The following is a 26,991-nucleotide window of genomic DNA, read 5'->3' on the forward strand; positions in this document are numbered from 1 at the left end:
TCATGCTGGCAGGCAATCTCACCATCAAAAACCAACTCATCCTGGCCGTCACCGTGCCTTGTCTCGCCCTGCTGCTGGTGGGCGCCGCCAGTCTGCGCAGCATGGGCAGCATCAAGCAGCAGGCCGACGAGTTGTACCAGAATACCGCCACCCCCATGCGGGCCATGGCGGAAGTGGCTTCCCGCATCCCGCGCATGCGCGTCGGCATCGACATGATGCTGCTGCAGGACACCTCACTGCGCGACGAGAAGGGGGTACAAACCCGGGTCAAGGAGACCCGTGAGGAAGATATTCCCGAGATGCGCCAGGCCATGGAGCAGGCCGTCAAGGCACAGGTTGATCCCGCCGCCCGGGCCGAGGCCCAGACCCTGCTCGATCAGTTCATCCAGATGGAGCGCGAGGAGCTGAGCCCCATGCTGCAGGCACTGGAGCAGGATCAGATGGAGGTGGCTCGCACCCTTTACCGGGATCGCTACAGCCAGAGCTATGGCGTCATGCGCAAGGGGGCCAATGCCCTGCTCGACGGGCTGATCCGCCAGGCCCAGCATCGCAACGAGCTGAGCGAGAGCAGCTATGACAACGGGCGTAACCAGATGATCGCCATCATCGCCGTCGCCCTCTCCATCTCCTTGCTCGTCTCCGTCCTCATCCTGATAGGGCTGCGCCGCCGGGTCTCCTTCCTGCAGTCCCACATCGGCGACGTGGCCCGCCATCTCGCCCTCGACAGCCGTGCCAGCCTCAGCGGCAAGGACGAGCTGGCCGACATTGCCCACAGTTTCAATCAGTTCGTCACCCGCATTCACGGCGCCATCGAGCAGGTCGCCACCAACTCCCGTCAGGTGGCGGCCACCGCTGGCGAGGTGGCCGCCAAAGCCCAGCTCACCCAGCACAACTGCACTGCCCAGCGGGATCGCACCGTCCAGGTCGCCACCGCCATCCACGAGATGGGGGCCACCGTCAGCGAGATTGCCGGCAATGCGTCCCTGGCTGCCGACGTCGCCAAGCAGGCCAACGAGCAGGCCGATGCAGGGGCCCAGGTCGTGGCCCAGGCGCGCCACGGCATCGTCGGTCTCTCCGGCGAGATCGAACAGGTCGCCGGCGTCATCGAGTCCCTGGCCAGCCAGACCGACTCCATCGGCAGCATCCTCGATACCATCCGCAGCATCTCCGAGCAGACCAACCTGCTGGCCCTCAATGCCGCCATCGAGGCCGCTCGTGCCGGTGAGCAGGGCCGCGGCTTCGCCGTGGTGGCCGACGAGGTGCGCAACCTTGCCAGCCGCTCCGCCGCCTCCACCGCCGAGATCCAGGTCATGATCAACAGCCTCCAGGAGCAGAGCGCCCGCGCCGTCAGTGCCATGGCCCAGGGCCGCAACCAGAGCCAGCTGGTGGTCACCCAGGCCGACGAGGCCAACGGGGCCCTCGATCAAATCACAGGCCACATCACCCAGATCAGCGACATGAACATCCAAGTCGCTACCGCCACCGAGGAGCAGTCCAGCGTGGTCGGGGAGATCAACCGCAACGTAGAGGACATCAACCAGCTCACCATGGAGACGGCCGACATCGCCCACCAGCTCACCGAGTCCAGCCGCAGCCTGCAACAGCTCTCCGGCGAGCTCGACAAGCTGGTCGGCAACTTCCGGCTGTGACCCCTTCCCCCTCATTTTCTGGACCAGGGAGCCAACGCGCTCCCTTTTTTCATGGCAACGGCAGGCCATGACGCAACGCCGCCAATTCGACTCAGGATTCCTGGCCGCAATGCTTCATAATCAGGGGAGAACCAAGGAGAACGAGAATGGGCAAACTGATGATGGTCATGGTACTGGGCGCACTGCTGTCGGCCTGCAGTAGCGGTCCGGTGCGAGTGCACGGCGCCGATGTCAGTGTGGATGACACCCGGATCAGGGTCTACGACGGCCACCACGACCGCTATTACGACGACGATTATCATGGCGGCCAGCGGGGTCACTTCTGTCCACCGGGACAGGCCAAGAAAGGGCGCTGCTAGCGCCTTTTTCATGCCCGTTCCCCGGGCGGAGCAGACCCTCTAACACATCACTGGCGAGCGCCATGATGCGCCGCCAACCACCGCCTCAACACGGCACGCACTTCCCCTCATGAAGGATGCTGGACTGGCTCATCGCGATGCCAGCGGCAAGTCGTGACGCAACACCATCAATCCGCCCCGGTATTCATGGTGAACGGCAACATAATCAGGGGAAACACAGGAGGTTGTTATGGACAAGCGGATTCTGATCGTACTGCTTGGCGCCTTGCTCAGCGGTTGCGCCAGTGGCCCGGTGCGGGTCCACGGCGCGGATTTCAGCGTGGATGACGCGCACATCCGGGTGAGCGACGGCTACTACCGTTACCATGTCGACCACTACTATCGTCATTACGACGATCACCATCACCACCACCGCGACAGGTACTATCGCGAACGGGACTACCGGGACCATTACGATGGTCATCACCACGGCGGCTATCGCTCGTTCTGCCCGCCGGGTCAGGCGAAGAAGGGACGCTGCTGACGGCAAACCCCGAAAGACAGACGACAAAAAGCCGCTCCATGGAGCGGCTTTTTCACAGGCGGGAAGAAGCTTATTTCTTCTTGGCCTTGGCGTTCGGCAGGTCGGTGATGGAGCCTTCGAACACTTCGGCAGCCAGGCCCACGGACTCGTGCAGAGTCGGGTGAGCGTGGATGGTCAGTGCGATGTCTTCGGCGTCGGCACCCATCTCGATGGCCAGACCGATTTCACCCAGCAGTTCACCGCCGTTGGTACCCACGATGGCACCACCGATGACGCGGCCGCTCTCCTTGTCGAAGATCAGCTTGGTCATGCCATCGGCGCAGTCGGACGCGATGGCGCGACCGGACGCAGCCCACGGGAAGGTGGCGACTTCGAAGTTCAGGCCCTGTTGCTTGGCTTCCTTCTCGGTCAGACCGACCCAGGCCATCTCCGGCTCGGTGTAGGCGATGGACGGGATCACTTTCGGGTCGAAGTAGTGCTTCTTGCCGGCGATGACTTCGGCCGCAACGTGGCCTTCGTGCACACCCTTGTGGGCCAGCATGGGCTGACCGACGATGTCACCGATGGCGTGGATGTGAGCCACGTTGGTACGCAGCTGCTTGTCCACCTCGATGAAACCACGCTCGTTGACGGCAACGCCCGCCTTTTCGGCGTCCAGCATCTTGCCGTTCGGCACACGACCCACGGCAACCAGCACGTTGTCGTAGCGCACCGGCTCGGCCGGGGCATGCTTGCCTTCGTAGGAGACGTACAGGCCGTCTTCACGGGCTTCAACTGCGGTGACCTTGGTCTCCAGCATGATGTTGAATTTCTTGGCAACGCGCTTGGTGTAGATCTTGACGATGTCTTTATCGGCAGCCGGTACCAGCTGGTCGGCAAATTCCACCACGTCGATCTCGGAGCCCAGGGAGGAGTACACGGTACCCATCTCCAGACCGATGATGCCGCCACCGATGACCAGCAGCTTGCCCGGTACGGTCGTCAGTTCCAGCGCATCGGTAGAGTCCCATACGCGGGGATCTTCATGGGGGATGAACGGCAGCTTCACCGGACGGGAACCCGCGGCGATGATGGCGTTGTCGAAGGTGACGGTGGTCTTGCCGTCGGCGCCTTCCACTTCCAGGGTGTTCGGGCCGGTGAACTTGCCGAAGCCGTTCACGACCTGGACTTTACGCATCTTGGCCATGCCAGCCAGACCGCCGGTCAGCTGGTTGATGACCTTCTCTTTCCACAGACGCACCTTGTCGATGTCGGTCTGCGGGGCACCGAAGACGATGCCATGCTCGGCCAGCGCCTTGGCTTCTTCAATGACTTTGGCGACGTGCAGCAGTGCCTTGGACGGGATGCAACCCACGTTCAGGCAGACGCCACCCAGGGTGGAGTAACGCTCGACGATAATGGTATCCAGACCCAAGTCAGCCGCACGGAAGGCAGCGGAATAACCGGCAGGGCCAGCACCCAGTACTACGACCTGGGTTTTGATTTCTTTACTCATCATGACCTCTTTGTCGTTCTTATATCCCCGGACAGCACAGTCTTATGCCAGACAAGGCGGCTGCAGCCGTGAAAAAAACGGGGCAAGTTTACAATCCTGTTAATGAAATGAGAAGCAAAAAGGGCGGGCTCTGGGCCCGCCCTCTCACTTACAGGACCAGTCGACGAATGTCGGACAGTACACCACTCAGGGTGGTGATGAAGCGAGCACCGTCGGCGCCGTCGATGACGCGGTGGTCGTAGCTCAGAGCCAGCGGCAGCATCAGACGCGGCACGAACTCTTTACCGTTCCACTTCGGCTTCATCTCGGACTTGGAGACGCCCAGGATGGCCACTTCCGGCGCGTTGACGATCGGGGTAAAGCTGGTACCACCGATGCCACCCAGGCTGGAAATGGTGAAGCAACCGCCCTGCATGTCGGCAGCGGTCAGCTTGCCGGCACGGGCCTTCTTGGAGATCTCGGCCAGATCGCGGGACAGCTCGTGGATGCCCTTCTTGTTGACGTCGCGAACCACCGGAACCACCAGACCGTTGGGGGTATCCACCGCCACACCGATGTGGATGTACTTCTTCATGATCAGCTTGCTGCCGTCTTCGGACAGGGCGCTGCAGAAGCGCGGATGGGCTTCCAGGGCCTTGGCGGCGGCTTTCAGGATGAACACCAACGGGGTGATCTTCACGTCCAGCTTCTGCTTCTCGGCCAGGATGTTCTGCTCTTTGCGGAACGCTTCCAGATCCGTGGTATCCGCTTCGTCGAACTGGGTGACGTGGGGGATCATGGCCCAGTTGCGATGCAGGGCAGGACCGGAGATCTTCTGGATACGGGTCAGTTCCAGCTCTTCGACCGGGCCGAACTTGCTGAAATCAACCTTCGGCCAGGCCACGACGCTCATGCCGTTGCCAGTGCCGGTGCCAGCAGCCGGAGCGGACTCGGCGCGCTTGACCGCATCCTTCACGTAAGCCTGCACGTCTTCTTTGACGATGCGACCCTTGCGACCGGAGGCTTTCACCTTGGCCAGGTTGACGCCGAACTCGCGTGCCAGACGGCGTACCGCCGGGGAGGCGTGGACGTAGGCATCGTTGGCCACGAAGTCGGAAGCGGCAGCAGCCTGGGCAACCGGCGCAGGGGCGGCGGCAACCGGAGCGGCAGCAACAGGCGCAGGGGCGGCGGCAGGAGCAGCCACGGCAGCCGGAGCGGCACCCGCCACTTCGAACACCATGATCAGGGAACCGGTAGAGACCTTGTCACCCGCCTTCACCTTGATCTCCTTGACCACACCGGCGAACGGTGCAGGCACTTCCATGGAGGCCTTGTCGCCTTCCACGGTGATCAGGGACTGGTCGGCTTCAACCTTGTCACCCACGGCCACCATGATCTCGGTGACTTCCACTTCGTCACCACCGATGTCCGGTACGTTGACGTCTTTCGCGCCGGCGGCAACCGGAGCGGCAGCCACGGGGGCGGCCGCAGGAGCCGGAGCGGCAGCAGCGGCCGGGGCAGCGCCCGCCACTTCGAATACCATCACCAGGGAACCGGTGGAGACCTTGGCACCGGCGGCAACCTTGATCTCGACCACGCGACCGGCGAACGGTGCCGGCACTTCCATGGAGGCCTTGTCACCTTCCACGGCGATGATGGACTGGTCGGCTTCAACCATGTCGCCCACGGCAACCATGATTTCAGTCACTTCGACTTCGTCACCACCGATGTCCGGTACGTTGACGTCCTGACGAGCGGCAGCGGCCGGAGCGGTGGCCGGCGCAGCAGCAACCGGGGCAGCAGCCTGGGCCGGAGCCGGTGCGGCAGCACCCTCGGCTTCGAAGACCATGATCTGGGAACCGGTGGCAACCTTGTCGCCCACCTTGATCAGGATCTCTTTGACGATACCCGCGGCCGGAGCCGGGACTTCCATGGAAGCCTTGTCACCTTCCACGGCGATCAGGGACTGGTCCAGCTCGACCTTGTCACCCACGGCCACCATGATCTCGGTGACTTCAACTTCATCGGCACCGATATCCGGCACCATAATCTGTTTGGACATTGCGCTTTATCCTCTTGCGTGTATCCGCGTGACGGGCTGACCTCGCTCACGCGTCTCTCGCGTTAACCTTTGCAAGGTCGCGCCGGATACCCGGCGCGACACTCGTTCCTCTTACGCGTACAGCGGGTTCACCTTGTCGGCATCGATGCCGTACTTGGCGATGGCCTCGGCCACAACCTGCTTGTCGATCTCGCCGCGCTTGGCCAGTTCGGTCAGGGCAGCAACTACCACGTAGAACTCGTTCACTTCGAAGTGACGACGCAGGTTGGCACGGCTGTCGGAACGGCCGTAACCGTCGGTACCCAGCACGCGGTAGTTCTCGGTCGGTACGAAGGCACGCACCTGATCGGCGAAGGACTTCATGTAGTCGGTCGCGGCGATGGTGGCTTCGGCGCCCAGTACCTGAGCGATGTAGGGAACGCGAGCCTCGGCGGTCGGGTGCAGCATGTTCCAGCGATCCGCGTCCTGACCGTCACGAGCCAGCTCGTTGAAGGAGGTCACGCTGAACACGTCGGAACCCACGCCGTACTCGCTCGCCAGGATCTGGGCGGCGGTACGCACGTGACCCAGGATGGAGCCACAACCCAGCAGCTGTACCTTGGCCTTGGTGCCGGCCACGGTTTCCAGCTTGTAGATACCCTTGCGGATGCCTTCCTCGGCGCCTTCCGGCATGGCCGGCATGGCGTAGTTCTCGTTCAGGGTAGTGATGTAGTAGAACACGTTCTCCGGGTTCTCACCGTACATGCGGCGCAGGCCGTCCTGTACGATCACCGCCACTTCGTAGGCGTAGGACGGGTCGTAGGAGATGCAGTTCGGGATGGTACCGGCCAGGATGTGGCTGTGACCATCTTCGTGCTGCAAGCCCTCTCCGTTAAGAGTGGTACGACCGGAGGTCGCGCCCAGCAGGAAGCCACGGGCTTGCTGGTCACCGGCTGCCCACGCCATGTCGCCGATCCGCTGGAAGCCGAACATGGAGTAGTAGATGTAGAACGGGATCATCGGGCAGTCGTTGGTGCTGTAAGAGGTGGCAGCAGCCAGCCAGGAGGACATGGCGCCCAGCTCGTTGATACCGTCTTGCAGAACCTGACCCTGCTTGTCTTCCTTGTAGTAGGAGACGATGTCGCGGTCTTGCGGGGTGTACTGCTGACCGTGCGGGCTGTAGATACCGATCTGGCGGAACAGGCCTTCCATACCGAAGGTACGGGCTTCGTCAGCCAGGATCGGCACGATGCGCTTGCCGATGGACTTGTCTTTCAGCATCACGTTCAGGGAACGCACGAACGCCATGGTGGTGGAGATTTCGCGCGCCTGTTCGCCCAGCAGCGGACCGAAGGCATCCAGCGCCGGGATTTCCAGCTTGGTGGTGCTCTCGCGCAGACGGGTCGGTACATAGCCCTTCAGTGCGGCACGACGGGCGTGCAGGTACTTGTGCTCTTCGGTACCTTCTTCGATCTTCAGGTACGGCAGGTTTTCCAGCTGCTCGTCGGTCACCGGCAGGTTGAAACGATCGCGCAGGTGACGCACGGAGCCCAGATCCATCTTCTTGACCTGGTGAGCGATGTTCTTGCCTTCGGCCGCTTCGCCCATGCCATAGCCCTTGATGGTCTTGGCCAGGATCACGGTCGGCTTGCCCTTGGTCTCTGCAGCCTTGGAGAAGGCGGCGAACAGTTTGCGGGGGTCGTGACCGCCACGGTTCAGGGCGAAGATCTCCTCGTCGGTCATGTCTTTGACCAGCGCGGCGGTTTCCGGGTAACGGTTGAAGAAGTGCTCGCGCACGTAGGCGCCATCGCGGGACTTCATGGTCTGGTAGTCACCGTCCACGGTCTCGTTCATCAGCTGGATCAGCTTGCCGGAAGTGTCTTTCTTCAGCAGCTCATCCCACTTGCGACCCCAGATGACCTTGGTGACGTCCCAGCCGGCGCCGGAGAACAGGCCTTCCAGCTCGTTGATGACCTTGCCGTTGCCCACAACCGGGCCGTCCAGACGCTGCAGGTTGCAGTTGACCACGAAGACCAGGTTGTCGAGCTTTTCACGCACGGCAACGGTCAGGGCACCCTTGGCTTCCGGCTCGTCCATCTCGCCGTCGCCCAGGAAGGCGTAAACGGTCTGCTCGGAGCAATCCTTGATGCCACGGTCGGTCAGGTACTTCAGGAAACGGGCCTGGTAGATGGCGGCGATCGGGCCCAGACCCATGGAAACGGTCGGGAACTGCCAGAATTCCGGCATCAGTTTCGGGTGCGGGTAGGAAGGGATACCCTTGCCATCCACTTCCTGACGGAAGTTGTCCAGCTGCTCTTCGGTCAGGCGACCTTCGGCGAAGGCACGGGCGTAGATGCCCGGGGAGATATGACCCTGGAAGTAAACCAGGTCGCCACCGTCCTTCTCGTTGCGAGCACGGAAGAAGTGGTTGTAGCAGACTTCGTAGATGGTCGCGGAAGAAGCGAAGGAAGACATGTGACCACCCAGGTCCAGGTCTTTCTTGGAGGCGCGCAGCACGATCATCATGGCGTTCCAGCGGATGATGGCGCGGATGCGACGTTCCATCTCCAGGTCGCCCGGGTAAGCCGGTTCGTCGCTGGACGGGATGGTGTTGATGTAGTCGCGAGTAGCCTTGGCAGCTACGTCCACGCCACTTGCGCGAGCCTTCTCAGCAAGCTGTTCAAGGATGAACTGAGCGCGTTGCGGACCCTCTTCACGCAGCAGGGATTCCAGAGAGGCAAGCCACTCCAGCGTTTCTATCGGGTCCACATCGTTCTTCAGGATATCAGACATGGCTGGTTCCTATGTTGTTGTGATTGCACGGCATTGCACGGCGAAGGGCGCAAGCATTCGACAATAAAGAAAGCCTTGTGGGATTAGTTTTCCTGCTGACGGATCCGACGCATGGATCGCTGGATCCGGCTGTCTTCCCTCTGCATATCCAACAAGGTGTCCTCGATAAAGGCCAGGTGCTCATGACAAGCAGCTCTGGCCCGCTCCGGAGCCCCCGACAGGATAGCCTCGATCAGGCTCGCACGATGGCGACGGATCTTGGCTACCACTCCCGGACGGCGATTCAAAATCTCGTTATTTCGTAAAATGTTCTGCTCGAGCATGGGGCCCATGGCCCGCAACAGGTGCAACAGCACCACGTTGTGGGAGGCCTCGGCCACGGCCAGATAGAACTGGGTGACGGCGGCGGATTCGGCCACCAGCGACCCCTGCTGGCCGGCTTCCTCGATGGCGGATTGCGCCAGGCGGATCCGCTCGAAGTCAGCCTCTGTACCCCGCAGTGCCGCGTAGTAGGCACAGATGCCTTCCAGCGCATGACGAAATTCCAGCAGGTCGTACTGGGCTTCGGGGTGAGTGCTGAGCAGCTCGAACAGGGGATCGGCGATCCCCTTGCTCAGGGCATTCTGTACGTAAGTGCCACCGCCCTGACGACGATACAAGAGCCCTCTTGCTTCCAGGCGCTGGATGGCTTCGCGCAGAGAAGGGCGCGATACCTGAAACTGGATGGCGAGTTCCCGCTCGGGCGGCAACTTCTGGCCCGGCTGCAGGCTGCCTTCCAGAATCATGCTTTCCAGCTCGGCGACGATGGCGTCGGCCAGCTTGGGCTGAGTTATCTTGATATAGGGCATGAGGCTACTTTGTTAAATTGGTATTACCAATTCTATGATTGGGGCGAAAATTAGCAGAGGGCATGGAAAAAGTCCACTCGAAATATGATCTGCATCAAGAAGCAACATCACCACTTTAGGGGTAAATTACCGTAATCATGATGCAGCTCATAGAAAATGGTCTGACCAATATTTGTGAGCTTGCTCACCGGCAACATTTGTTCAACAGCATGAAAAATGGCTTGCCTTGTAAGGCAAGCCATTGATTCTAAAAACACAAAATAATTTTTAGTTTTTTCACTCAAAGTGTAGCTTTTCCCGATATCGAGCCCATTCGAAGCTTCCCCCCGGATCCGTCTTGCGGCCCGGCGCGATGTCGCAGTGACCTACAATCCGCTCCGCCGTGATGGCTGGATACTGGCGTGAAATGGCTCGGGTGAGACCTGACAGCACCTCATACTGCACGTCGCTGTAGGGAAGCTCGTCGGTGCCTTCCAGCTCGATGCCGATGGAGAAGTCGTTGCACGCCTCCCTCTCCTCCCAGCGCGATACCCCCGCATGCCAGGCCCTGGCACAAAACGGCACGTACTGCACCAGCTCCCCGTCCCGCCGGATCAGGCAGTGGGCCGAGACCCGCAGCTGATGAATACCGGCAAAATAGGGGTGAGCGTCGGGATCCAGCCGGCCGAGAAACAGATCGTCTATCCAGGGGCCGCCAAACTCGCCCGGCGGCAGGCTGATGCCGTGTATCACCAGCAGAGAGACATCGTCGGGGCTGAGCCGCGCATTGTGATGGGGCGAGGGCACCTTGCGGGCCTGATCGCACCATCCTTCTCGATCGATGGAAAACTGGGTTGTGGGATTTGTCATCGTCTGCTCGACTCACAATGGGAATGGGCGCCCTGGCATGACGGCGCACTAAAGGGGAAACAAGTCTCTGAATTCACGGCTAAAGCTGTGTTAGGCTGAGCCATTCACTCGCGCGATGTGGGACATCCTATGCACCCGATGGCACGCCGTCTCTGGCTGCTGGCCTGGCTCTCGCTGCTGGGCCTGTTGACCCTCTATTTTCATGCTCGCGAGCAACCGTCCGTCACCGCTGATGGCGATCTGCTGCTCAAGGCGGATGCCAGCGGCCATTATCGTCTGGAGGGTGCCATCAACGGCCAGCCTGTGCAACTGCTGCTGGACACGGGTGCCACCCGCATAACCGTCCCGCAGCCGGTCGCGGAGCGGCTGGGGCTGACCGCCCACGGCAGCAGCCAGGTCAACACGGCGGCCGGAATGATCCGAGTCGGCAACGGTACCATTGAAACGCTGGCGATGGGCCCTTTGACCTTGTACGATCTGGCCATCTTCATCAATCCGGCGGCGGAGGGAGACGAGGTGCTGGTAGGCATGAATGCCCTCGGTCGGCTGGAGCTGGTTCAAAAGGAGCGGCAATTGCTGCTCAGACCCTTGCAGGAATAAGGCATGTTTCAACAGGACGTCAGCCGCGCCGTGCGCGCCGCACTACTCGAAGACTTGGGCGATGCCCTCACCGCACTGGATCAACCGGACGCCAGCGCCGATATCACGGCCCAGCTGATCCCGGCGGATCGCCTCTCCAGCGCGCGGGTCATCACCCGCGAGGCCGGCGTGTTCTGCGGGCAGCCCTGGGTCGACGAGGTGTTCGCCCAGCTCGGCGGCGAAGTGAAGGTGGAGTGGCTGGTGCAAGATGGCGAGCGCCTCTCCCCCAACCAGGAACTGTTCCGCCTCCATGGCCCGGCTCGCGTGCTCCTGACTGGCGAGCGCAATGCCCTGAACTTCGTGCAGACCCTCTCTGGCGTCGCCACCCTGACCGCACGGTACGTGGCCGAGCTGGAAGGAACGGATTGCCGGCTGCTCGACACCCGCAAGACTCTGCCCGGCCTGCGTACCGCCCAGAAATATGCCGTCACCTGCGGCGGCGGCAAGAACCATCGCATCGGGCTCCATGATGCCTATCTCATCAAGGAGAATCATATCCTCGCCTGCGGCGGTATAGCTCCGGCGATCGCACAAGCGCGCCACCTCAATCCGGGCAAGCCGGTGGAAGTGGAAGTGGAATCCCTGCCCGAGCTGGAACAGGCGCTGGCAGCCCAGGCAGACATCGTGATGCTGGACAACTTCGACGTTCCCATGATGAGAGAGGCCGTTCGACTCAATCAGGGGCGTGCCAAACTGGAGGTTTCCGGCAACGTCACCCTGGAGACGCTGGCGGAATATGCCGCGACCGGCGTCGACTTTATCTCGGTGGGTGCACTGACCAAACACGTGCGGGCGCTGGATCTCTCGATGCGCTTTATCGAGGATTGATCGAATCAGCCCCCCGTTGCTTGGGAAATATTACAGGACTCGAAACTTGCAAAAGGCGCCATCGGCGCCTTTTCTTTATGCAGGAACCCACGACATAAGGAGTGTGAAGATGGGCCCTCCCCGAGATTGAACAGTGCCAAGAGAAACCTTTTAACCGTTGATTTTTCTACAAGTTTCACTAAATGACACAAAAGTGGCCAACAAGAGCCCTGCCTCTGTTGCCAACCCGAAGCGCTCGGATAAGATACTGGCTGTGGATAGCATTCCACCGGTGCTTATCAGGAACCATGGACAAAAGGAAATTTGACATGAAAAGACAGTCAGGGTTTACGCTAATCGAATTGATGATCGTCGTTGCGATCGTCGCCATCCTCGCCGCCATCGCATTGCCGGCGTATCAGAATTACACCAAAAAGGCCAAGATGACAGAAGTGGCCTCAGCGACAGGCGGTTATAAAACTCAGATTGAAGTATGTGTCCAGTCGAAAGGCACTGGATGCCTTCTTACTGAAATCCAAAGTGGCGCAGCTCCTACCAAGGGTAACGTTGTCACTACAGTTACCGGAGGTGCCGCCACTGCATGGGTCATCACTTCAGCACCATCAGCAAGCGCTGCAGCTGGAACACTTTCACCTCTAACAACTAGTGATACGTACATCTTGACCAGCTCTGTGCCAACGAACAATAACGATCCATTGACATGGACCGGGAGCTGCCCAACGGCGGCTGCCGACTATTGCCCCGGTAAATAGTAAACAATGACCTCCTCCCTAAATAGCGGCCTGGCCACCAGCCTGGCCGCTTCCTCCCTCCTCAGTGAGCCGGACTCACAACGCTATCTGAGCCAAGCCAGGGCACAGCGCAAGCCCTTTGTCACCTTCCTCATTGAAAACGACATCCTCGACAGCAAGGCTCTCGCCGATTTTTGCGAGCTGGAGTATGGGGTACCTCTGCTGGATTTAGCCGCCTTCGACCTGGCCGAGATCCCGCAGAAATACCTCAATCAAAAGCTGATTGAGAAGCACCACGTCCTGCCCATCTACACCCAGGGGCACACCCTCTATATCGCCATGTCGGATCCGACCAATGTGTCGGCCCTGGAGGATTTCGGCTTCAGCTTCGGCTTGCACACCGAGGCCCTGCTGGTCGAGGAGAGCAAGCTGACCACCGCCATAGGCAAGCTGATGGAGAGCGAACAGGACACCCTTGGCATGGACCACATCGATGAGGCCGAGATCTCTGAGCTCGAGGTTTCCGATGAGAGCTCTCGCATCGACGAGGGCGTCAACACTGCCGACGATGATGCTCCCATCGTCAAGTACATCCACAAAATCATGATGGATGCCATCAAGCGCGGGGCTTCCGACCTGCATTTCGAGCCTTATGAACAGAAGTACCGCATCAGGTTCCGCATTGACGGCATACTCCACGAGATCGCCACTCCGCCGGTCAATCTGGCCAACCGCTTCGCGGCCCGCCTCAAGGTGATGGCCCGCCTCGATATCGCCGAACGGCGCCTGCCCCAGGACGGCCGGATCAAGCTCAAGATTTCGCGCAATCGTTCTATGGACATGCGGGTCAACACCCTGCCCACCATGTGGGGTGAGAAGATCGTTATCCGGCTGCTGGACTCCTCGGTCGCCCGTCTCAACCTCGATCAGCTCGGCTTTGACGAGCGTCAGAGGGGGCAATACCTTCACGCCCTCTCCAAGCCACAGGGCATGATACTGGTCACCGGTCCCACTGGATCGGGCAAGACGGTATCGCTCTATACCGGCCTCAACATCCTCAATACCAGCGAGGTCAACATCTCCACCGCCGAGGATCCGGTGGAAATCAACCTGCCCGGTGTCAACCAGGTGCAGATCAATCCCAAGGCGGGGCTCACCTTTGCCAGCGCCCTGCGCTCCTTCCTTCGCCAGGATCCCGACATCGTCATGGTAGGCGAAATACGGGACCTTGAAACCGCCGAGATCGCCATCAAGGCCGCCCAGACCGGTCACCTGGTGCTCTCTACTCTGCACACCAATTCAGCGGCCGAGACACTCACCCGCATGATGAACATGGGCGTCCCCGCCTTCAACATCGCCTCTTCGGTGACCCTCATCATGGCCCAGCGTCTCGCCCGCAAACTGTGTGACCACTGCAAGGCCCCCGAAACAGTACCGGAAGCCGAACTGCTGGAGCTCGGATTTAGCCAGCAGCAGCTCGCTGCAGGCTTGCGCCTGTTCAAGCCCGTGGGTTGCAAGGAGTGTTCGGGAGGATACAGAGGACGCGTCGGCATCTATGAGATCATGCTGATGTCGGACAACATCGCCAAGCTCATCATGCAGGGAGCCAACTCGCTGCAAATCGCGGCCATCGCGCAGAAGGAAGGGATGCGTACCCTGCGGACCTCGGGCCTGGAAAAAGCCCGCCTCGGGGTCACCAGCCTGGCCGAAATAAACCGGATCACCACCAACTGAGTAGAGTGTTCGAGGCATCTCACCGGGTGAAGCGCTGCCATCACCCCGATGATGTTTTCCAAGCCAAGATGAGCCGGACGGGCAGCAACATCCGGCCACCGTCGCCCAATTGCAGGATGCAGTGATGGCAACATTAGCTCAAAGAAAGAACGCGCCCAAAAAGATCTTCTCATTCCGCTGGCACGGCTTCAATCGCAAGGGGCAGAAGGTGTCCGGCGATTTCCAGGCCGACAGCATCAATACCGTCAAGGCCGAACTGCGCAAGCAGGGCGTCAATGTCACCAAGGTCAGCAAGCAGGGCCAGGGGCTGTTTTCGAGGGGCGGCGTCCGGATCAAGCCGATGGACATCGCCGTCATCTCCCGCCAGATCACCACCATGCTCTCTGCCGGTGTGCCCCTGGTGCAGAGCCTGCAGATCATCGCCCGCGGCCACGAGAAGTCAGCAGTGCGCGAACTAATCGGCCAGATCGCCGCCGATGTGGAGACCGGTACCCCTCTGTCGGAGGCGCTACGCCGCCATCCCCGCTACTTTGACGATCTCTACTGCGATCTCGTCGAGGCAGGGGAGCAGTCCGGCGCACTGGAGACCATCTACGACCGCATCGCCACCTATCGCGAAAAGTCTGAAGCGCTCAAATCCAAGATCAAGAAGGCCATGTTCTACCCCGCCATGGTCATTCTGGTTGCCATCGTCGTTACCTCTATATTGCTGCTGTTCGTCATTCCCCAGTTCGAAGAGATCTTCAAGAGCTTCGGTGCCGAGTTGCCCGCCTTTACCCAGTTCGTCATCGGCATCTCCCGGTTCATGCAGGCGTGGTGGTATGTCATCTTTGGCGGCCTCGCCCTGGCCGTTTTCCTCTATGTGCGAGCCTGGCGAACATCCCAGAAGGTGCGAGACAGCACCGACAGGTTCATTCTCACCATCCCCGTCGTGGGCAACATACTGCACAAGGCCGCCATGGCCCGCTTTGCCCGCACCCTCTCCACCACCTTCTCCGCCGGTATTCCCCTGGTGGAGGCACTGGTCTCGTCGGCCGGCGCCTCGGGCAACTATGTCTACCGCACAGCCATCATGGCCATTCGCAACGAGGTCATGGCTGGCATGCAGATCAACGTCGCCATGCGCACCGTGGATCTCTTTCCCGACATGGTGACCCAGATGGTCATGATCGGTGAGGAGTCTGGCGCCATTGACGACATGCTCTCCAAGGTCGCGGGCATCTTCGAGCAGGAGGTCGATGACATGGTGGACGGGCTCACCAGCCTGCTCGAACCCATCATCATGGTGGTGCTGGGGGTGCTGGTTGGCGGCATGGTCGTTGCCATGTACCTCCCCATCTTCAAGCTGGGCTCTGTGATACACTGACCTCCTTGGTGAGCGGCCAGCCGGCTGGTTTCAGCCTGGCCGCCTGCCCCCTCTTTCCCAACACTAGCGATTGATTTATGGCGCCTCTTATTGAACTGGCCCTAGGCTTGCCCTGGCTCTATCTCTCCTTGATCTTTCTCTTCTCCCTCATGGTGGGCAGTTTCCTCAACGTGGTGATCCACCGCCTGCCCATCATGATGGAGCGGGATTGGCGCGCCGAATATCACGACTATTTCGATGAGGATGAGTCCATCTCCGCCAACGAACGCTACAACCTGATGGTACCCCGCTCCGCCTGCCCTCACTGCGGCCATGCCATCACGGCCATCGAGAATATTCCACTCCTGAGCTGGCTCTGGCTCAGAGGGCGCTGCCGCGAGTGCCAGGCCCCCATTTCGGCCCGCTATCCTCTGGTCGAACTACTCACGGCCCTGCTGTCCGTCGCCGTGGCCGCCACTCTGACGCCCAGCTGGGGTGTGCTTGCTGCCCTCTTGCTCACCTGGAGTCTAGTGGCGCTCACCTTTATCGATCTGGACAAGATGCTGCTGCCAGACCAGATCACCCTGCCACTGCTGTGGAGCGGGTTGCTGTTCAACCTGCTGGGTGGTTTCGTTCCCCTAGTTGATGCGGTCATCGGAGCCATGGCGGGTTATCTGGTGCTCTGGAGCCTCTACTGGAGTTTCAAGCTGCTCACCGGCAAGGAGGGCATGGGGTATGGTGACTTCAAGCTGCTGGCGGCGCTGGGAGCCTGGCTCGGCTGGCAGGCGCTCCCCATCATACTGCTGCTCTCCTCCCTTGTGGGGGCCGTCATCGGCATCACACTGATCGCTCTGCGCAAGCACCATCAGGGCAACCCAATCCCCTTTGGCCCCTACCTTGCCATCGCGGGCTGGATAGCGCTGCTGTGGGGGGATAAGATCACCCGCTGGTATCTCGAACTCGTGCTCTAGCAAAAGGATCTCTGACTCATGTATGTGGTAGCCATCACCGGCGGCATCGGCAGCGGCAAGACCACGGTCGCCGATCGGTTCGCGGCCTTGGGGATCGACGTAGTCGATGCCGACGTCATCGCCCGCGAGGTCGTGGAGCCCGGCACCCCGGCCCTGGCCGCCATTGCCGCCCATTTTGGCCCGGATGTCGTTGCCCCCGATGGCCAGCTCGATCGCCGCCGGCTGCGAGAGCGGATCTTCACCGATTCGCAGGCCAAGGAGTGGCTCAATGCCCTGCTCCATCCCCTCATCCGCAGCGAGATGCTGCGCCAGTGTGCGGCAACCCGCTCCCCCTACTGCCTGCTGGTCGTCCCCTTGCTGGTGGAAAACAGACTCACTGCCCTCGCCGATCGGGTACTGGTGATCGATGTGGACGAAGCGACGCAAATCGAGCGTACCTGCCGCCGCGATGGCGTCAGTCGGGAACAGGCCCTGGCGATACTGGCGTCCCAGGCGAGCCGCAGCGAGCGCCTGGCGATGGCCGATGACGTACTGGACAACCAAAGTGGCACAAGCGAGACCATTACCGCGCGAATTTTAGCCCTGCACCAGACATATCTGGCATTTGCCTCTCAACAAGCCAGCCAACAGTGAGTACACTAGGCCGGTTTATGGCTGGCCAGGATTAGGCATGATTTACGATTTTCCCCTCAACGAAAAAAGCCGGACCTATCTTCGTCTGGAGTCCCTGTTTTCCCAGATCCGCGACAATCTGGAGAGTGACCAGTCCTGGGCACACATCGCCTTCTTCAAGGGGTTGTTCGATTTGCAGGAGCTGCTGGAGCGCGGCGATCTACGTGCCGATCTAATCAAGGATCTGGAGCGCCTCGGCCAGCGCCTGAGCCACTGGGCCAACCTGCCCGACGTCGATCTCGAGCAGATCCAGCGGATGCAGCAGGAGAGCACCCAGCTCTCCCGCAACCTGCTCAACTCCCCGCGTCCCGGTGCCCGCCTGAAGGAAGATCGTCTGCTCGGCTCCATCCGTCAACGTTTCTCCATCCCGGGCGGCCTGTGCGCCTTCGACGTGCCCCAGCTGCACCACTGGCTGATCACCCCGGCCGTGGCACGCCACCAGCAGATGCAGCAATGGCTCAGCGACATCACCCTGCTGATGAACGCCATCACCCTGCTGCTGCGCCTGTGGCGCGAGTCGGGCAACTTCAGCGAGCAAGTGGCCACCAACGGCTTCTTCCAGGACACCGCCGAGGGAGCCGAACTTATCCGCATACGCTTGTCCGGCACCCAGCCCTGCTATCCGACCCTGAGTGGACACAAAAACCGTTTTGCCCTGCGCTTCCTGCCGACGACGGAACAGCAGATTGGCGACGTCGCGTTCCAGCTCGCCTGTTGTTGAGGAGCGCCCCATGGTAACCAAGGTAAAGTGCCCGACCTGTCAGACCGAAATCGAGTGGGGCCCCCAGAGCCCGTTTCGCCCCTTCTGCAGCAAGCGCTGCCAGCTGATCGACCTCGGCGAATGGGCGGATGAACAGAAGCGCATCCCGGGCGAGATCAACCCGGATCTGCTGCCCGATCCGGAGCAGGGCGATCCCTGGCAGTAAACACAACATGATCAAAAAAGGGCCTAAGAGGCCCTTTTTCAATACCGTGATACCGCCTCAGGGCAGCGAGGCCTGCAGCCGCGCTACTATGGGGCCGTTGGCATCCGGGAAACGGTATTCGTGCAGCGAGGCCAGCGGCACCCAGCGGCACTCCTGCCCCTCCTTGCCAAACGGCTCGCCATGGAAGCGGGTCACTTTCCAGATATCCAGCAAAACCTGCTTGTCGGGGTAGTCGTGGTGCAGCTCCATGAAGGGGGCACAATCCTGCACCCGGATCCCGATCTCCTCCCACAGCTCCCGGTCCAGCGCGGTCAGCAAGTCTTCACCCGATTCCACCTTGCCCCCGGGAAACTCCCAGCGATCCCCCTGATGGCGATCGGCAGAGCGTTTGGCGATGAAGATATCGCCCCGTTCGTTCTCGATGACGCCGACCGCCACCCAGATCCGTTTCTTCTGTTCCATTTCGGTTACCTCGTCAGATGCAGGTCACTGCGCATTTCTCATCAATAACAAGGCGGGCACTGGGCCCGCCTTGTTATGGCATCGCGCGTTATCAGGTCAGCTGACCGTGACAGTGCTTGTATTTCTTGCCGGAGCCGCAGGGGCAGGGATCGTTGCGCCCCACCTTCTGCTCGTCCCGCACAAAGGTGACGGGGGCCGCTTCGGCCTGCTCTTCATCGGCAAGCTGGTTCTCGGCGGCGGCGTGGGTATAGGTACGGGGAGCGGCTTGTGCCTGCTGGCGCTGCTGCTCTTCCATCGCCTCCACGTCCCGCTCCTGCACCTGTACCCGGCTCAGGATGCTGACCACGTCGCGCTTGAGAGTCTCCAGCATCTGGGTGAACAGATCGAAGGATTCGCGCTTGTACTCCTGCTTGGGGTTTTTCTGGGCGTAGCCGCGCAGATGGATGCCCTGACGCAGATGATCCATGGCCGCCAGATGCTCCTTCCACAGGCCATCCAGGGTTTGCAGCATCACCGCCTTCTCGAAGTTGCGCAGCACCTCCTTGCCGACCAGCTCCTCCTTGTGGGCATAGAGCTTGGTGGCTTCATCCAGGATGCGCTCGCGCAGTTTCTCTTCATACAGCTTGTCGTCTTCCGCCAGCCACTGCTGCAGCGGCAGGTCGAGGGCGAAATCGGACTTCAGACGCGCCTCCAGACCCGGTACGTCCCACATCTCTTCCAGGGACTGGGGCGGAATGTACTCGTCGATGATGGCGCCGTAGACATCGTCACGGATGACGTGGATGGTCTCGGAGATGTCGCCGGTGTCCAGCAGCTCGTTGCGCTGCTCGTAGACCACCTTGCGCTGATCGTTGGCCACGTCATCAAACTCGAGCAGGTTTTTACGGATGTCGAAGTTGCGGCCTTCCACCTTGCGCTGGGCGTTCTCGATGGCCTTGGTCACCCACGGGTGCTCGATGGCCTCGCCTTCTTCCATGCCCAGCTTCTTCATCATACCGGTCACGCGATCGGAGGCGAAGATCCGCATCAGGGTATCTTCCATGGAGAGGTAGAAGCGGGAGGAACCCGGGTCGCCCTGACGACCGGAACGGCCGCGCAGCTGGTTGTCGATACGACGGGATTCGTGACGCTCGGTACCGATGATGTGCAGGCCGCCAGCGGCCAGCACTTCGTCGTGACGCACCTGCCAGGCCGCTTTCAGCTCGGCAATCTGCTCGCTGGTCGGGTTTTCCAGCTTTGCAATCTCTGCCTGCCAGTTACCGCCGAGCACGATGTCGGTACCACGACCGGCCATGTTGGTGGCGATGGTGACGGCACCGGTCTGGCCTGCCTGGGCGACGATCTCCGCTTCCATGGCGTGGAACTTGGCGTTCAGCACCTTGTGCGGGATGTTCTCCCTGGTCAGGATGCCGGAGAGCAGCTCAGAGTTCTCGATGGAGACGGTACCGACCAGCACCGGCTGGCCGCGCTTCACGCACTCGCGGATGTCCTGCACGATGGCGGCGTATTTCTCCTGGGCTGTCAGGTAGACGAGATCGCCCATGTCCTTGCGCACCATCGGCTTGTTGGTCGGGATGACCACGGTATCCAGACCGTAAATCTGCTGGAATTCAAAGGCTTCGGTATCGGCAGTACCCGTCATGCCCGCCAGCTTGTCATACAGACGGAAGTAGTTCTGGAAGGTGATGGAGGCCAGGGTCTGGTTCTCGTTCTGGATCTTGACCCCTTCCTTCGCCTCGACCGCCTGGTGCAGGCCGTCAGACCAGCGACGACCCGGCATGGTGCGGCCGGTGTGCTCGTCGACGATGACGATCTCGTCCTTCTGGACGATGTAGTCCACGTTGCGCTCGAACAGGGTGTGGGCACGCAGGCCGGCGTTGACGTGGTGCAGCAGGCTGATGTTGGTGGCGGAGAACAGGGAGTCCTCTTCGGCCAGCAGCCCCTCTTTCTTGAGCAGCTCTTCCACGAAGATCTGGCCGTTCTCGGTCAGCAGCGCCTGGCGGTTCTTCTCGTCCACCGTGTAGTGGCCGTCGCCGGTGTACTCTTCGGAGTCTTCCTTGTCCTGCTTCACCAGCAGGGGGATCAGCTTGTTGATCTGGGTGTACATGGCGGAGCTGTCTTCCGCCGGGCCGGAGATGATGAGTGGAGTACGGGCCTCGTCGATGAGTACCGAGTCCACCTCATCCACCAGCGCATAGTTGAGCGGACGCTGCACGCGCTGCTCCGGCGAGAACGCCATGTTGTCGCGCAGGTAGTCGAAACCGAATTCGTTGTTGGTACCGTAGGTAATGTCGGCGGCGTAGGCATCGCGCTTCTGGGATGCATCCATGCCGGGTACGTTGCAGTCGACGGTCAGGCCGAGGAAGGCGAACAGCGGGCGGTTCGCCTCGGCGTCACGCTTGGCCAGGTAGTCGTTCACCGTCACCACGTGCACGCCGCGGCCGGTCAGGGCATTCAGGTAAGCCGGCAGGGTCGCGGTCAGGGTCTTGCCTTCACCGGTCTTCATCTCGGCGATACGGTTGGAGTTCAGCACCATGCCGCCGATCAGCTGGACGTCGAAGTGACGCATGCCGAACACACGGCGAGAGGCTTCACGCACGGTGGCAAAGGCCTCCGGCAGCAACTGCTCCAGCGTTTCACCCTGCTCCAGACGCTGACGGTACTCGGCAGTCTTGGCCTGCAGCTCGCTGTCGGACAGTGCCTCGAACTGAGGCTCCATCGCATTGATCTGTTTTACAATTTTACGCAAAGCCTTGAGCGTTCTGTCGTTCCGGCTGCCGATAATCTTGGTGAGCAGTGTGCTAATCATGGGTACCAACTGTTTTGGTTATATAAGCGTTCCGTCACTGGAACCTGAAGAAAAAACCTAACCCCGTCTGGCATTCAGAAAGCGCGCGGGGTTGACCTGACGACCATCTTTCAACACTTCGTAATGCAAATGAACTCCGGTTGCACGACCGGTGCGCCCCATCAGGGCTATCTTCTGGCCTTCATCGACCAGGGTGCCCACATCCACCAGCAACTTGGAATTGTGGGCATAACGGGTCACCAGACCATTGCCATGGTCTATTTCCACCATGTTGCCAAATTCCGGATGACGGCCAGCCCAGCTGACGATCCCCTTGCCGGTCGCCAGGATGGGCGTGCCGGGCTTGCCACGGAAATCCACACCCTTGTGCATCTTGGCGCGACCGTTGAACGGATCGACCCGGCCACCGAAGCCGGAGGAGATCCAGACTCGCTCCTGCTTCACCGGTGAACCCGGGATGAAGCCAGCATCGGTGATATGGTGATTCATGATGAAGGTTTCAAGTACCGACAGCTGTTCTTCACGGCTGCTGAGCTGGCGGTTGAGGTGTTCCATGGAGTCTTGCAATTCGTTGAGGCTGACTTCCAGATCCGCATCATAGGAGGGGCCACCCATGGGAGGCAGCTCCTTGAAGTTGAACTCTTCGGGATCCAGGTCTGCCTTCTCGGTCAGGCGTTCGCCGAGGGCATTGAGGCGGCCAAGCTGCCCCTGCATGGTGCCCACCTGGGCCGCCAGCATGGCGAGCTGTTCACGGGCTTCATCGGCCCCTTGTGCGGTTTTTTGCTGTTCGGCCAGGGCCAGCGCGGTTTCCAGCGCGTCCATTTTTTGCTGCCAGCTCTGCCAGAGCCAGCCGCCACCCAGGGCCAATACAGTGAAGAGGATACCGCCGACCCAGGCCAGACGTTGTTTGGGTAAGTGCAACTTGCGGCGCTGCTTACCGTGGAGGATCAGGGTAATGCTCATAGAAATATGTCTTCTCGGTCAGGTGAGGCCAGAGGCCCGCACGGGCAATAAAACCGGGAGATAATCGGTATTAAAGGATGGAATAAACAAATGACAGGACGTCGGTGCGGAGAGATGACCGACGTCCTGTTGCACAGCTATCAGGCCAGAACCAGACCGTTGTCGTAGTAAGCGATGGGCGCTTTGTCGCCCTCACCCTCGAAGGTCACCAGTTCCCAAGCCTCCTGCTGGGCCAGCAAGGCGCGCAGCAGCTTGTTGTTCAGGGCATGGCCCGTCTTGTAGGCACGGAATTCACCGATGATGCTGCGATTGCACATGTACAGATCACCGATGGCATCCAGCATCTTGTGCTTGACGAACTCGTCCTCGTAACGCAGACCATCTTCGTTCAGCACCCGGTAGTCATCCAGGACCACAGCGTTTTCCAGGCTGCCGCCCAGCGCCAGGTTCTGGGAACGCAGGTACTCGATGTCGCGCATGAAGCCGAAGGTACGGGCACGGCTGATCTCTTTCACGAAGGAGCTGCCGGAGAAGTCGAGCACGCAACGCTGGTTGCGGCCTTCAAACACCGGATGCTGGAAGTCGATCTCGAGATCCATCTTGAAGCCGTTGCGGTAGGGGTGGAATTCCGCCCACTTGTCACCGTCTTCAACCCGCACGCTCTGCTTGATACGCACGAACTGCTTGGGTGCATTCTGTTCACGGATACCCACTTCCTGCAGCAGGTAGATGAACGGATGCGCACTGCCATCCATCACCGGGATCTCGGGTGCGTCAACCTCCACATAGAGGTTGTCGATCCCCATCCCGGCCAGGGCGGCAGAGAGGTGTTCGATGGTGGACACGCGGACACCGGCTTCGTTCACCAGAGCGGTACAAAGCACGGTATCACGCACCTGATCGGCGTTGGCTGGCAGCTCTACCACAGGATTCAGATCGGTACGCAAGTAAACGATCCCTGTGTTAACAGGCGCCGGACGGAACGTCATGGTGACTTTCCGGCCCGAATGCAGGCCCACACCGGTGGCCTGGACACTCGTTTTCAAGGTTCTTTGTCTAATCATGGGTGTATCCGCTTAACAGCTCATATTCCTGACCAGATGGTCGTTGCCGGGCCATCTTAGCACAATCCTTAAGCAACAAACAAACCAGAGCCATCAGAGGCTTAGTCTGCCTGCTTGCGCAGGAACGCAGGAATATCGAGATAATCCGGTTCGCGACGAGCTTGCGGCTCGGCGTTCACCACCTTGGCCGGGGCCTCTTCCATCACGCGAGACTGCAGGGCTTCGCTGATCAGGGGCTGACGAGCCGGACGCTCTTGTACCATGTTGTTCTTCACCAGGGTGATGTCGGGCTTGCGCTCGGCACCGATACCGGTGGCCACCACGGTCACGCGCAGTTCGTCGTGCATTTCCGGGTCGATAACGGTACCCACCACCACGGTGGCGTTCTCGGACGCGAAGGCCTTGACCGCGTTACCGACGGTTTCGAACTCTTCGATGGTCATGTCCATGCCGGCGGTGATGTTGACCAGGATGCCACGGGCACCGGCCAGATCCACATCTTCCAGCAGCGGGCTGGAGATGGCCTTCTCGGCGGCTTCTTCGGCACGGTCGTCACCAGAAGCGGAGCCGGTACCCATCATGGCGGTACCCATCTCGCGCATCACGGTACGCACGTCCGCGAAGTCGACGTTGATCAGGCCCGGGCGGGTGATCAGCTCGGCGATGCCCTGTACCGCGCCCAGCAGCACGTCGTTGGCTGCCTTGAAGGCGTCCAGCAGGGAGATGCCGCGACCCAGCACCTTCAGCAACTTGTCGTTGGGGATGGTGATCAGGGAGTCGACGTTCTTGGACAGCTCTTCGATACCGTGAGCGGCGAAGCCCATCCGCTTCTTACCTTCGAAGGAGAACGGCTTGGTCACGACGGCAACGGTCAGGATGCCCATCTCGCGGGCCACTTCGGCCACGATCGGCGCAGCACCGGTACCGGTACCACCGCCCATGCCGGCGGCGATGAACACCATGTCAGAACCGGTCAGCAGCTCACGCAGCGCTTCCCTGTCTTCCATGGCGGCGTCACGACCCACTTCCGGGTTGGCCCCGGCACCCAGACCCTTGGTGATGCCACCGCCGATCTGCAGGGTAGTGTTGGCACTGGAGTTGCGCAGCGCCTGGGCGTCGGTGTTGACGGTAATGAACTCAACACCCTCGATGTTTTGACGAACCATGTGCTCGACTGCGTTGCCGCCGCCGCCACCCACACCTATCACCTTGATGACGGCTTCGTCAGTGTGGCTATCCATAAATTCAAACATGTTGTCTCTCCGCTTTATTTGCCTGACTCAGCAAAATCTTTAGAACTCGCCACGCAACCAGTTGCTGACCCGTTTGACCAGCCCACCTACGCTTGCCTTGGCGGCATATTCCTTGCTACTGCCGGTGGATTGATTGGTACGGCCATACTGCAACAACCCGACTGCGGTCGAGTACACCGGTGCCTGTACGTAGTCACTCAATCCCCGGATATTCATGGGCTCACCCACCCGGACCTGGCTCTGGAAGATCTGCTCTGCACACTCCACAATGCCTTCGATCTGGGCCGCGCCACCGGTCAATACCACACCGGCGGCCAGCTGATGCTTGACCCCCTGTGCCTTCAATTCGCTCTGCACCCGCACCAGCTCGTCATTCACCATGGAGAGCAACTCGGTGTAACGGGGTTCAATCACTTCCGCCAGAGTCTGCCGCTGCAGGCTGCGCGCCGGGCGACCGCCGACACTGGGGACTTCGATATTGTCTTCCTTGCTGACCAGGCGGCCGAGGGCACAGCCGTAGCGCACCTTGATCGCTTCCGCATCCAGCGGCGGCGTGCCGAAGGCGTAGGCGATGTCGCTGGTCACCGTGCTGCCGGCATAGGGGATCACCTTGGTGTGACGCAGGGCGCCGCCAGTAAACAGCGACATGTCCATGGTGCCGCCACCGATGTCCACCACGCAGACACCCAGCTCCTTCTCGTCCTCGGTCAGCACGGCGTAGCTGGACGCCAGCGCGGAGAAGATCAGCTGATCCACCCGCAGGCCCACCTTCTCCACGCACTTCTCGATGTTGCGCGCCATGTCGTTGTGGCAGGTGATCAGATGCACCTTGGCCGCCATCCGCACGCCGGAGAGGCCGACCGGGTTCTTGATCCCTTCCTGATAGTCGATGGCGAACTCCTGGGGCAGCACGTGCAACACCCGCAGCTCGTCCGACAGTCGCACCGACTTGGCGGTGTGGATGACGTTGTCCACGTCTTCCTGGGTCACCTCTTCATCGGAGATGGGCACCATGCCGGTCTCGTTGCGGCAGTCGATGTGCTTGCCGGAGAGCCCCAGATAGACGGAGCTGATCTGGCAGTCGGCCATCATCTCGGCCTCTTCCACCGCGCGGCGCAGGGACTTGACCACGGAGTCGAGGTCATTGACCCCGCCCTTCTCCATCCCGCGAGAAGCGTGGCTGCCCATGCCGATGACATTGAGTTCGCCATCTGGCAATACTTCGCCAACCAGTACCGCCACCTTGGTCGTGCCGATATCCAGTCCGACAATCAAATTTCTATCTGCGGTGTTGGTCATTCACTTTCTCTTCGCTTTTCTTCCAGCCAACTGCCATCCCGGTGTCGTATCGAAGATCCACGTAAGCAACCCGCTCACGAGGCTCGATGACCGGAAAGGCATCGATAAACCGCTGCAGACGGAGCGCGATGTCCGAGCGCCCCACAAACAGCTGAATGTTGCCATCCAGGGTCAGTTCCCAGGCATGGCGGGGGGTCAGATGCACCCCCAGCAACTTGTATCCCTTTGCCGCCAACAGCGTCTCGTACTGATGGCTGGCCTCCAGCACCTTGGCCGCCTGGTCATCGGGGCCGGACAACTGCATCAGGGGTTTCTTCACCCTGTCCGGCGCACTGAATACCTCACCCTTGGTGTTGACGAAGCGGCTGTCATTCCAGCGGGCCGCCACGTCCTGTTCGGTGAGGTAGACCTTGATCTTGTTCGGCCACTTCTTGCGTACCGATACCTGGGCTACCCAGGGCAAGGCGTTCAGACGCGCCTGCAATTCGTTCACGTCCAGCTCGAAGAAGTTGCGCAGCTCGGCACCATCCAGCACGGCGGCACGCAACTCATCGGCTTTCAAATATTCGTGTTGCCCCTGCAGCAACAGCTCGCTCATGGGCAACCGACTGGCATCCGTCAGCCAATCTTTAACATCCAGCGCAGTCTGGTAGAGCCCCCACATGACCAGGATGAAAATTCCCACCCCGGCGATGAAGCCTCCCTTGGTGCGCCCTTGTGCCCTTGCCTCCACCCGATCGATCCCCGTTTAACGCGCCG

The 26,991-nt window shown here is 60.6% G+C and carries 24 protein-coding genes; 12 read left to right on the plus strand and 12 right to left on the minus strand.

The genetic code is table 11. The annotated features are described in order from the left end of the window. The first annotated feature begins 2 nt into the window (after positions 1 to 2). From BN1136_RS05275 to BN1136_RS05285, 3 genes are all read left to right on the plus strand, one after another. On the plus strand, positions 3 to 1,649 hold the full coding sequence (locus tag BN1136_RS05275; protein WP_043762846.1) for a methyl-accepting chemotaxis protein: 1,647 nt from the start codon (positions 3 to 5) through the stop codon (positions 1,647 to 1,649). A gap of 146 nt (positions 1,650 to 1,795) precedes the next feature. After that, positions 1,796 to 2,008, plus strand: a complete 213-nt coding sequence (locus BN1136_RS05280; RefSeq protein ID WP_043762844.1) for a hypothetical protein — start codon at positions 1,796 to 1,798, stop codon at positions 2,006 to 2,008. 319 nt (positions 2,009 to 2,327) lie between these two features. Next, entirely contained in the window at positions 2,328 to 2,531 is a 204-nt protein-coding gene (locus BN1136_RS05285) for a hypothetical protein (RefSeq protein WP_231557830.1), read from the plus strand. A 70-nt stretch (positions 2,532 to 2,601) separates the two neighbouring features. On the opposite strand, the gene lpdA is transcribed toward BN1136_RS05285, so the two are convergent. The 5 genes from lpdA to ampD form a co-directional block, all read right to left on the minus strand. Beyond that, positions 2,602 to 4,026: a dihydrolipoyl dehydrogenase gene (lpdA, locus tag BN1136_RS05290; protein ID WP_043762841.1), complete on the minus strand. Its 1,425-nt coding sequence runs from the start codon at positions 4,024 to 4,026 to the stop codon at positions 2,602 to 2,604. Between the two features lie 148 nt (positions 4,027 to 4,174). Continuing rightward, positions 4,175 to 6,067: a pyruvate dehydrogenase complex dihydrolipoyllysine-residue acetyltransferase gene (aceF, locus tag BN1136_RS05295; protein WP_043762839.1), complete on the minus strand. Its 1,893-nt coding sequence runs from the start codon at positions 6,065 to 6,067 to the stop codon at positions 4,175 to 4,177. Positions 6,068 to 6,178: 111 nt separating this feature from the next. After that, entirely contained in the window at positions 6,179 to 8,839 is a 2,661-nt protein-coding gene (gene aceE / locus BN1136_RS05300) for a pyruvate dehydrogenase (acetyl-transferring), homodimeric type (protein ID WP_043762836.1), read from the minus strand. 83 nt (positions 8,840 to 8,922) lie between these two features. Further along, a complete protein-coding gene (pdhR, locus tag BN1136_RS05305) occupies positions 8,923 to 9,687 on the minus strand; it encodes a pyruvate dehydrogenase complex transcriptional repressor PdhR (RefSeq protein WP_043762834.1) in 765 nt (254 codons plus the stop codon). Between the two features lie 276 nt (positions 9,688 to 9,963). Continuing rightward, positions 9,964 to 10,536: a 1,6-anhydro-N-acetylmuramyl-L-alanine amidase AmpD gene (gene ampD, locus BN1136_RS05310; RefSeq protein WP_043762832.1), complete on the minus strand. Its 573-nt coding sequence runs from the start codon at positions 10,534 to 10,536 to the stop codon at positions 9,964 to 9,966. 138 nt (positions 10,537 to 10,674) lie between these two features. Between ampD and BN1136_RS05315 the strand changes: the two genes are divergently transcribed. The 9 genes from BN1136_RS05315 to yacG all read left to right on the plus strand — a co-directional run bounded on the left by BN1136_RS05315 (position 10,675) and on the right by yacG (position 18,382). Further along, positions 10,675 to 11,136 (plus strand): retropepsin-like aspartic protease family protein, encoded by a 462-nt coding sequence (locus tag BN1136_RS05315; protein WP_407921444.1) that lies wholly within the window; start codon positions 10,675 to 10,677, stop codon positions 11,134 to 11,136. Between the two features lie 3 nt (positions 11,137 to 11,139). Then, positions 11,140 to 12,003 carry a carboxylating nicotinate-nucleotide diphosphorylase gene (gene nadC, locus BN1136_RS05320; RefSeq protein ID WP_043762829.1) on the plus strand — a complete coding sequence of 288 codons (864 nt, stop codon included), beginning with the start codon at positions 11,140 to 11,142 and terminating at the stop codon, positions 12,001 to 12,003. A 308-nt stretch (positions 12,004 to 12,311) separates the two neighbouring features. Next, on the plus strand, positions 12,312 to 12,755 hold the full coding sequence (locus tag BN1136_RS19675) for a pilin (protein WP_043762827.1): 444 nt from the start codon (positions 12,312 to 12,314) through the stop codon (positions 12,753 to 12,755). Positions 12,756 to 12,761: 6 nt separating this feature from the next. Beyond that, positions 12,762 to 14,468, plus strand: a complete 1,707-nt coding sequence (tapB, locus tag BN1136_RS05330; RefSeq protein WP_043762825.1) for a PilB family type IVa pilus assembly ATPase TapB — start codon at positions 12,762 to 12,764, stop codon at positions 14,466 to 14,468. Positions 14,469 to 14,592: 124 nt separating this feature from the next. Beyond that, the gene (locus BN1136_RS05335; protein ID WP_043762823.1) at positions 14,593 to 15,834 is read left to right on the plus strand and encodes a type II secretion system F family protein; all 1,242 of its coding nucleotides are present in this window, start codon (positions 14,593 to 14,595) and stop codon (positions 15,832 to 15,834) included. A gap of 77 nt (positions 15,835 to 15,911) precedes the next feature. Further along, positions 15,912 to 16,784 carry a prepilin peptidase gene (locus tag BN1136_RS05340; RefSeq protein ID WP_043762818.1) on the plus strand — a complete coding sequence of 291 codons (873 nt, stop codon included), beginning with the start codon at positions 15,912 to 15,914 and terminating at the stop codon, positions 16,782 to 16,784. Positions 16,785 to 16,802: 18 nt separating this feature from the next. Further along, positions 16,803 to 17,417: a dephospho-CoA kinase gene (gene coaE, locus BN1136_RS05345; RefSeq protein ID WP_043762815.1), complete on the plus strand. Its 615-nt coding sequence runs from the start codon at positions 16,803 to 16,805 to the stop codon at positions 17,415 to 17,417. A gap of 37 nt (positions 17,418 to 17,454) precedes the next feature. Continuing rightward, positions 17,455 to 18,177 carry a cell division protein ZapD gene (gene zapD, locus BN1136_RS05350; RefSeq protein WP_043762813.1) on the plus strand — a complete coding sequence of 241 codons (723 nt, stop codon included), beginning with the start codon at positions 17,455 to 17,457 and terminating at the stop codon, positions 18,175 to 18,177. A 10-nt stretch (positions 18,178 to 18,187) separates the two neighbouring features. Then, positions 18,188 to 18,382: a DNA gyrase inhibitor YacG gene (gene yacG / locus BN1136_RS05355; protein ID WP_043762810.1), complete on the plus strand. Its 195-nt coding sequence runs from the start codon at positions 18,188 to 18,190 to the stop codon at positions 18,380 to 18,382. 57 nt (positions 18,383 to 18,439) lie between these two features. On the opposite strand, the gene mutT is transcribed toward yacG, so the two are convergent. From mutT to BN1136_RS05390, 7 genes are all read right to left on the minus strand, one after another. Then, positions 18,440 to 18,844: an 8-oxo-dGTP diphosphatase MutT gene (mutT, locus tag BN1136_RS05360; protein ID WP_043762807.1), complete on the minus strand. Its 405-nt coding sequence runs from the start codon at positions 18,842 to 18,844 to the stop codon at positions 18,440 to 18,442. Positions 18,845 to 18,935: 91 nt separating this feature from the next. Further along, on the minus strand, positions 18,936 to 21,653 hold the full coding sequence (gene secA / locus BN1136_RS05365; protein ID WP_043762805.1) for a preprotein translocase subunit SecA: 2,718 nt from the start codon (positions 21,651 to 21,653) through the stop codon (positions 18,936 to 18,938). Between the two features lie 57 nt (positions 21,654 to 21,710). Continuing rightward, entirely contained in the window at positions 21,711 to 22,616 is a 906-nt protein-coding gene (locus BN1136_RS05370; protein ID WP_043762803.1) for a M23 family metallopeptidase, read from the minus strand. A gap of 140 nt (positions 22,617 to 22,756) precedes the next feature. Further along, positions 22,757 to 23,680 (minus strand): UDP-3-O-acyl-N-acetylglucosamine deacetylase, encoded by a 924-nt coding sequence (gene lpxC / locus BN1136_RS05375; protein ID WP_043762800.1) that lies wholly within the window; start codon positions 23,678 to 23,680, stop codon positions 22,757 to 22,759. Between the two features lie 101 nt (positions 23,681 to 23,781). Then, a complete protein-coding gene (ftsZ, locus tag BN1136_RS05380) occupies positions 23,782 to 24,933 on the minus strand; it encodes a cell division protein FtsZ (protein WP_005305686.1) in 1,152 nt (383 codons plus the stop codon). A 39-nt stretch (positions 24,934 to 24,972) separates the two neighbouring features. Then, entirely contained in the window at positions 24,973 to 26,232 is a 1,260-nt protein-coding gene (ftsA, locus tag BN1136_RS05385; RefSeq protein WP_025328454.1) for a cell division protein FtsA, read from the minus strand. Continuing rightward, a complete protein-coding gene (locus BN1136_RS05390; RefSeq protein WP_043762795.1) occupies positions 26,213 to 26,965 on the minus strand; it encodes a cell division protein FtsQ/DivIB in 753 nt (250 codons plus the stop codon). Before BN1136_RS05390 ends, ftsA begins: the two co-directional genes overlap by 20 nt. Between the last annotated feature and the right edge of the window lie 26 nt (positions 26,966 to 26,991).

This window comes from Aeromonas taiwanensis (genome assembly GCF_000820165.1).
Lineage (GTDB): Bacteria > Pseudomonadota > Gammaproteobacteria > Enterobacterales > Aeromonadaceae > Aeromonas > Aeromonas taiwanensis.

Bases quoted from the DNA above. Each gene is read 5' to 3' on its own strand.
- lpdA (WP_043762841.1), bottom strand. From the start codon at position 4,026: ATGAGTAAAGAAATCAAAACCCAGGTCGTAGTACTGGGTGCTGGCCCT.
- tapB (WP_043762825.1), top strand. From the start codon at position 12,762: ATGACCTCCTCCCTAAATAGCGGCCTGGCCACCAGCCTGGCCGCTTCC.
- BN1136_RS05335 (WP_043762823.1), top strand. From the start codon at position 14,593: ATGGCAACATTAGCTCAAAGAAAGAACGCGCCCAAAAAGATCTTCTCA.
- mutT (WP_043762807.1), bottom strand. From the start codon at position 18,844: ATGGAACAGAAGAAACGGATCTGGGTGGCGGTCGGCGTCATCGAGAAC.
- coaE (WP_043762815.1), top strand. From the start codon at position 16,803: ATGTATGTGGTAGCCATCACCGGCGGCATCGGCAGCGGCAAGACCACG.
- aceE (WP_043762836.1), bottom strand. From the start codon at position 8,839: ATGTCTGATATCCTGAAGAACGATGTGGACCCGATAGAAACGCTGGAG.
- yacG (WP_043762810.1), top strand. From the start codon at position 18,188: ATGGTAACCAAGGTAAAGTGCCCGACCTGTCAGACCGAAATCGAGTGG.
- BN1136_RS19675 (WP_043762827.1), top strand. From the start codon at position 12,312: ATGAAAAGACAGTCAGGGTTTACGCTAATCGAATTGATGATCGTCGTT.
- pdhR (WP_043762834.1), bottom strand. From the start codon at position 9,687: ATGCCCTATATCAAGATAACTCAGCCCAAGCTGGCCGACGCCATCGTC.
- secA (WP_043762805.1), bottom strand. From the start codon at position 21,653: ATGATTAGCACACTGCTCACCAAGATTATCGGCAGCCGGAACGACAGA.
- BN1136_RS05370 (WP_043762803.1), bottom strand. From the start codon at position 22,616: ATGAGCATTACCCTGATCCTCCACGGTAAGCAGCGCCGCAAGTTGCAC.
- BN1136_RS05340 (WP_043762818.1), top strand. From the start codon at position 15,912: ATGGCGCCTCTTATTGAACTGGCCCTAGGCTTGCCCTGGCTCTATCTC.
- zapD (WP_043762813.1), top strand. From the start codon at position 17,455: ATGATTTACGATTTTCCCCTCAACGAAAAAAGCCGGACCTATCTTCGT.
- lpxC (WP_043762800.1), bottom strand. From the start codon at position 23,680: ATGATTAGACAAAGAACCTTGAAAACGAGTGTCCAGGCCACCGGTGTG.
- ampD (WP_043762832.1), bottom strand. From the start codon at position 10,536: ATGACAAATCCCACAACCCAGTTTTCCATCGATCGAGAAGGATGGTGC.
- BN1136_RS05280 (WP_043762844.1), top strand. From the start codon at position 1,796: ATGGGCAAACTGATGATGGTCATGGTACTGGGCGCACTGCTGTCGGCC.
- aceF (WP_043762839.1), bottom strand. From the start codon at position 6,067: ATGTCCAAACAGATTATGGTGCCGGATATCGGTGCCGATGAAGTTGAA.
- BN1136_RS05315 (WP_407921444.1), top strand. From the start codon at position 10,675: ATGGCACGCCGTCTCTGGCTGCTGGCCTGGCTCTCGCTGCTGGGCCTG.
- ftsZ (WP_005305686.1), bottom strand. From the start codon at position 24,933: ATGTTTGAATTTATGGATAGCCACACTGACGAAGCCGTCATCAAGGTG.
- BN1136_RS05275 (WP_043762846.1), top strand. From the start codon at position 3: ATGCTGGCAGGCAATCTCACCATCAAAAACCAACTCATCCTGGCCGTC.
- nadC (WP_043762829.1), top strand. From the start codon at position 11,140: ATGTTTCAACAGGACGTCAGCCGCGCCGTGCGCGCCGCACTACTCGAA.
- ftsA (WP_025328454.1), bottom strand. From the start codon at position 26,232: ATGACCAACACCGCAGATAGAAATTTGATTGTCGGACTGGATATCGGC.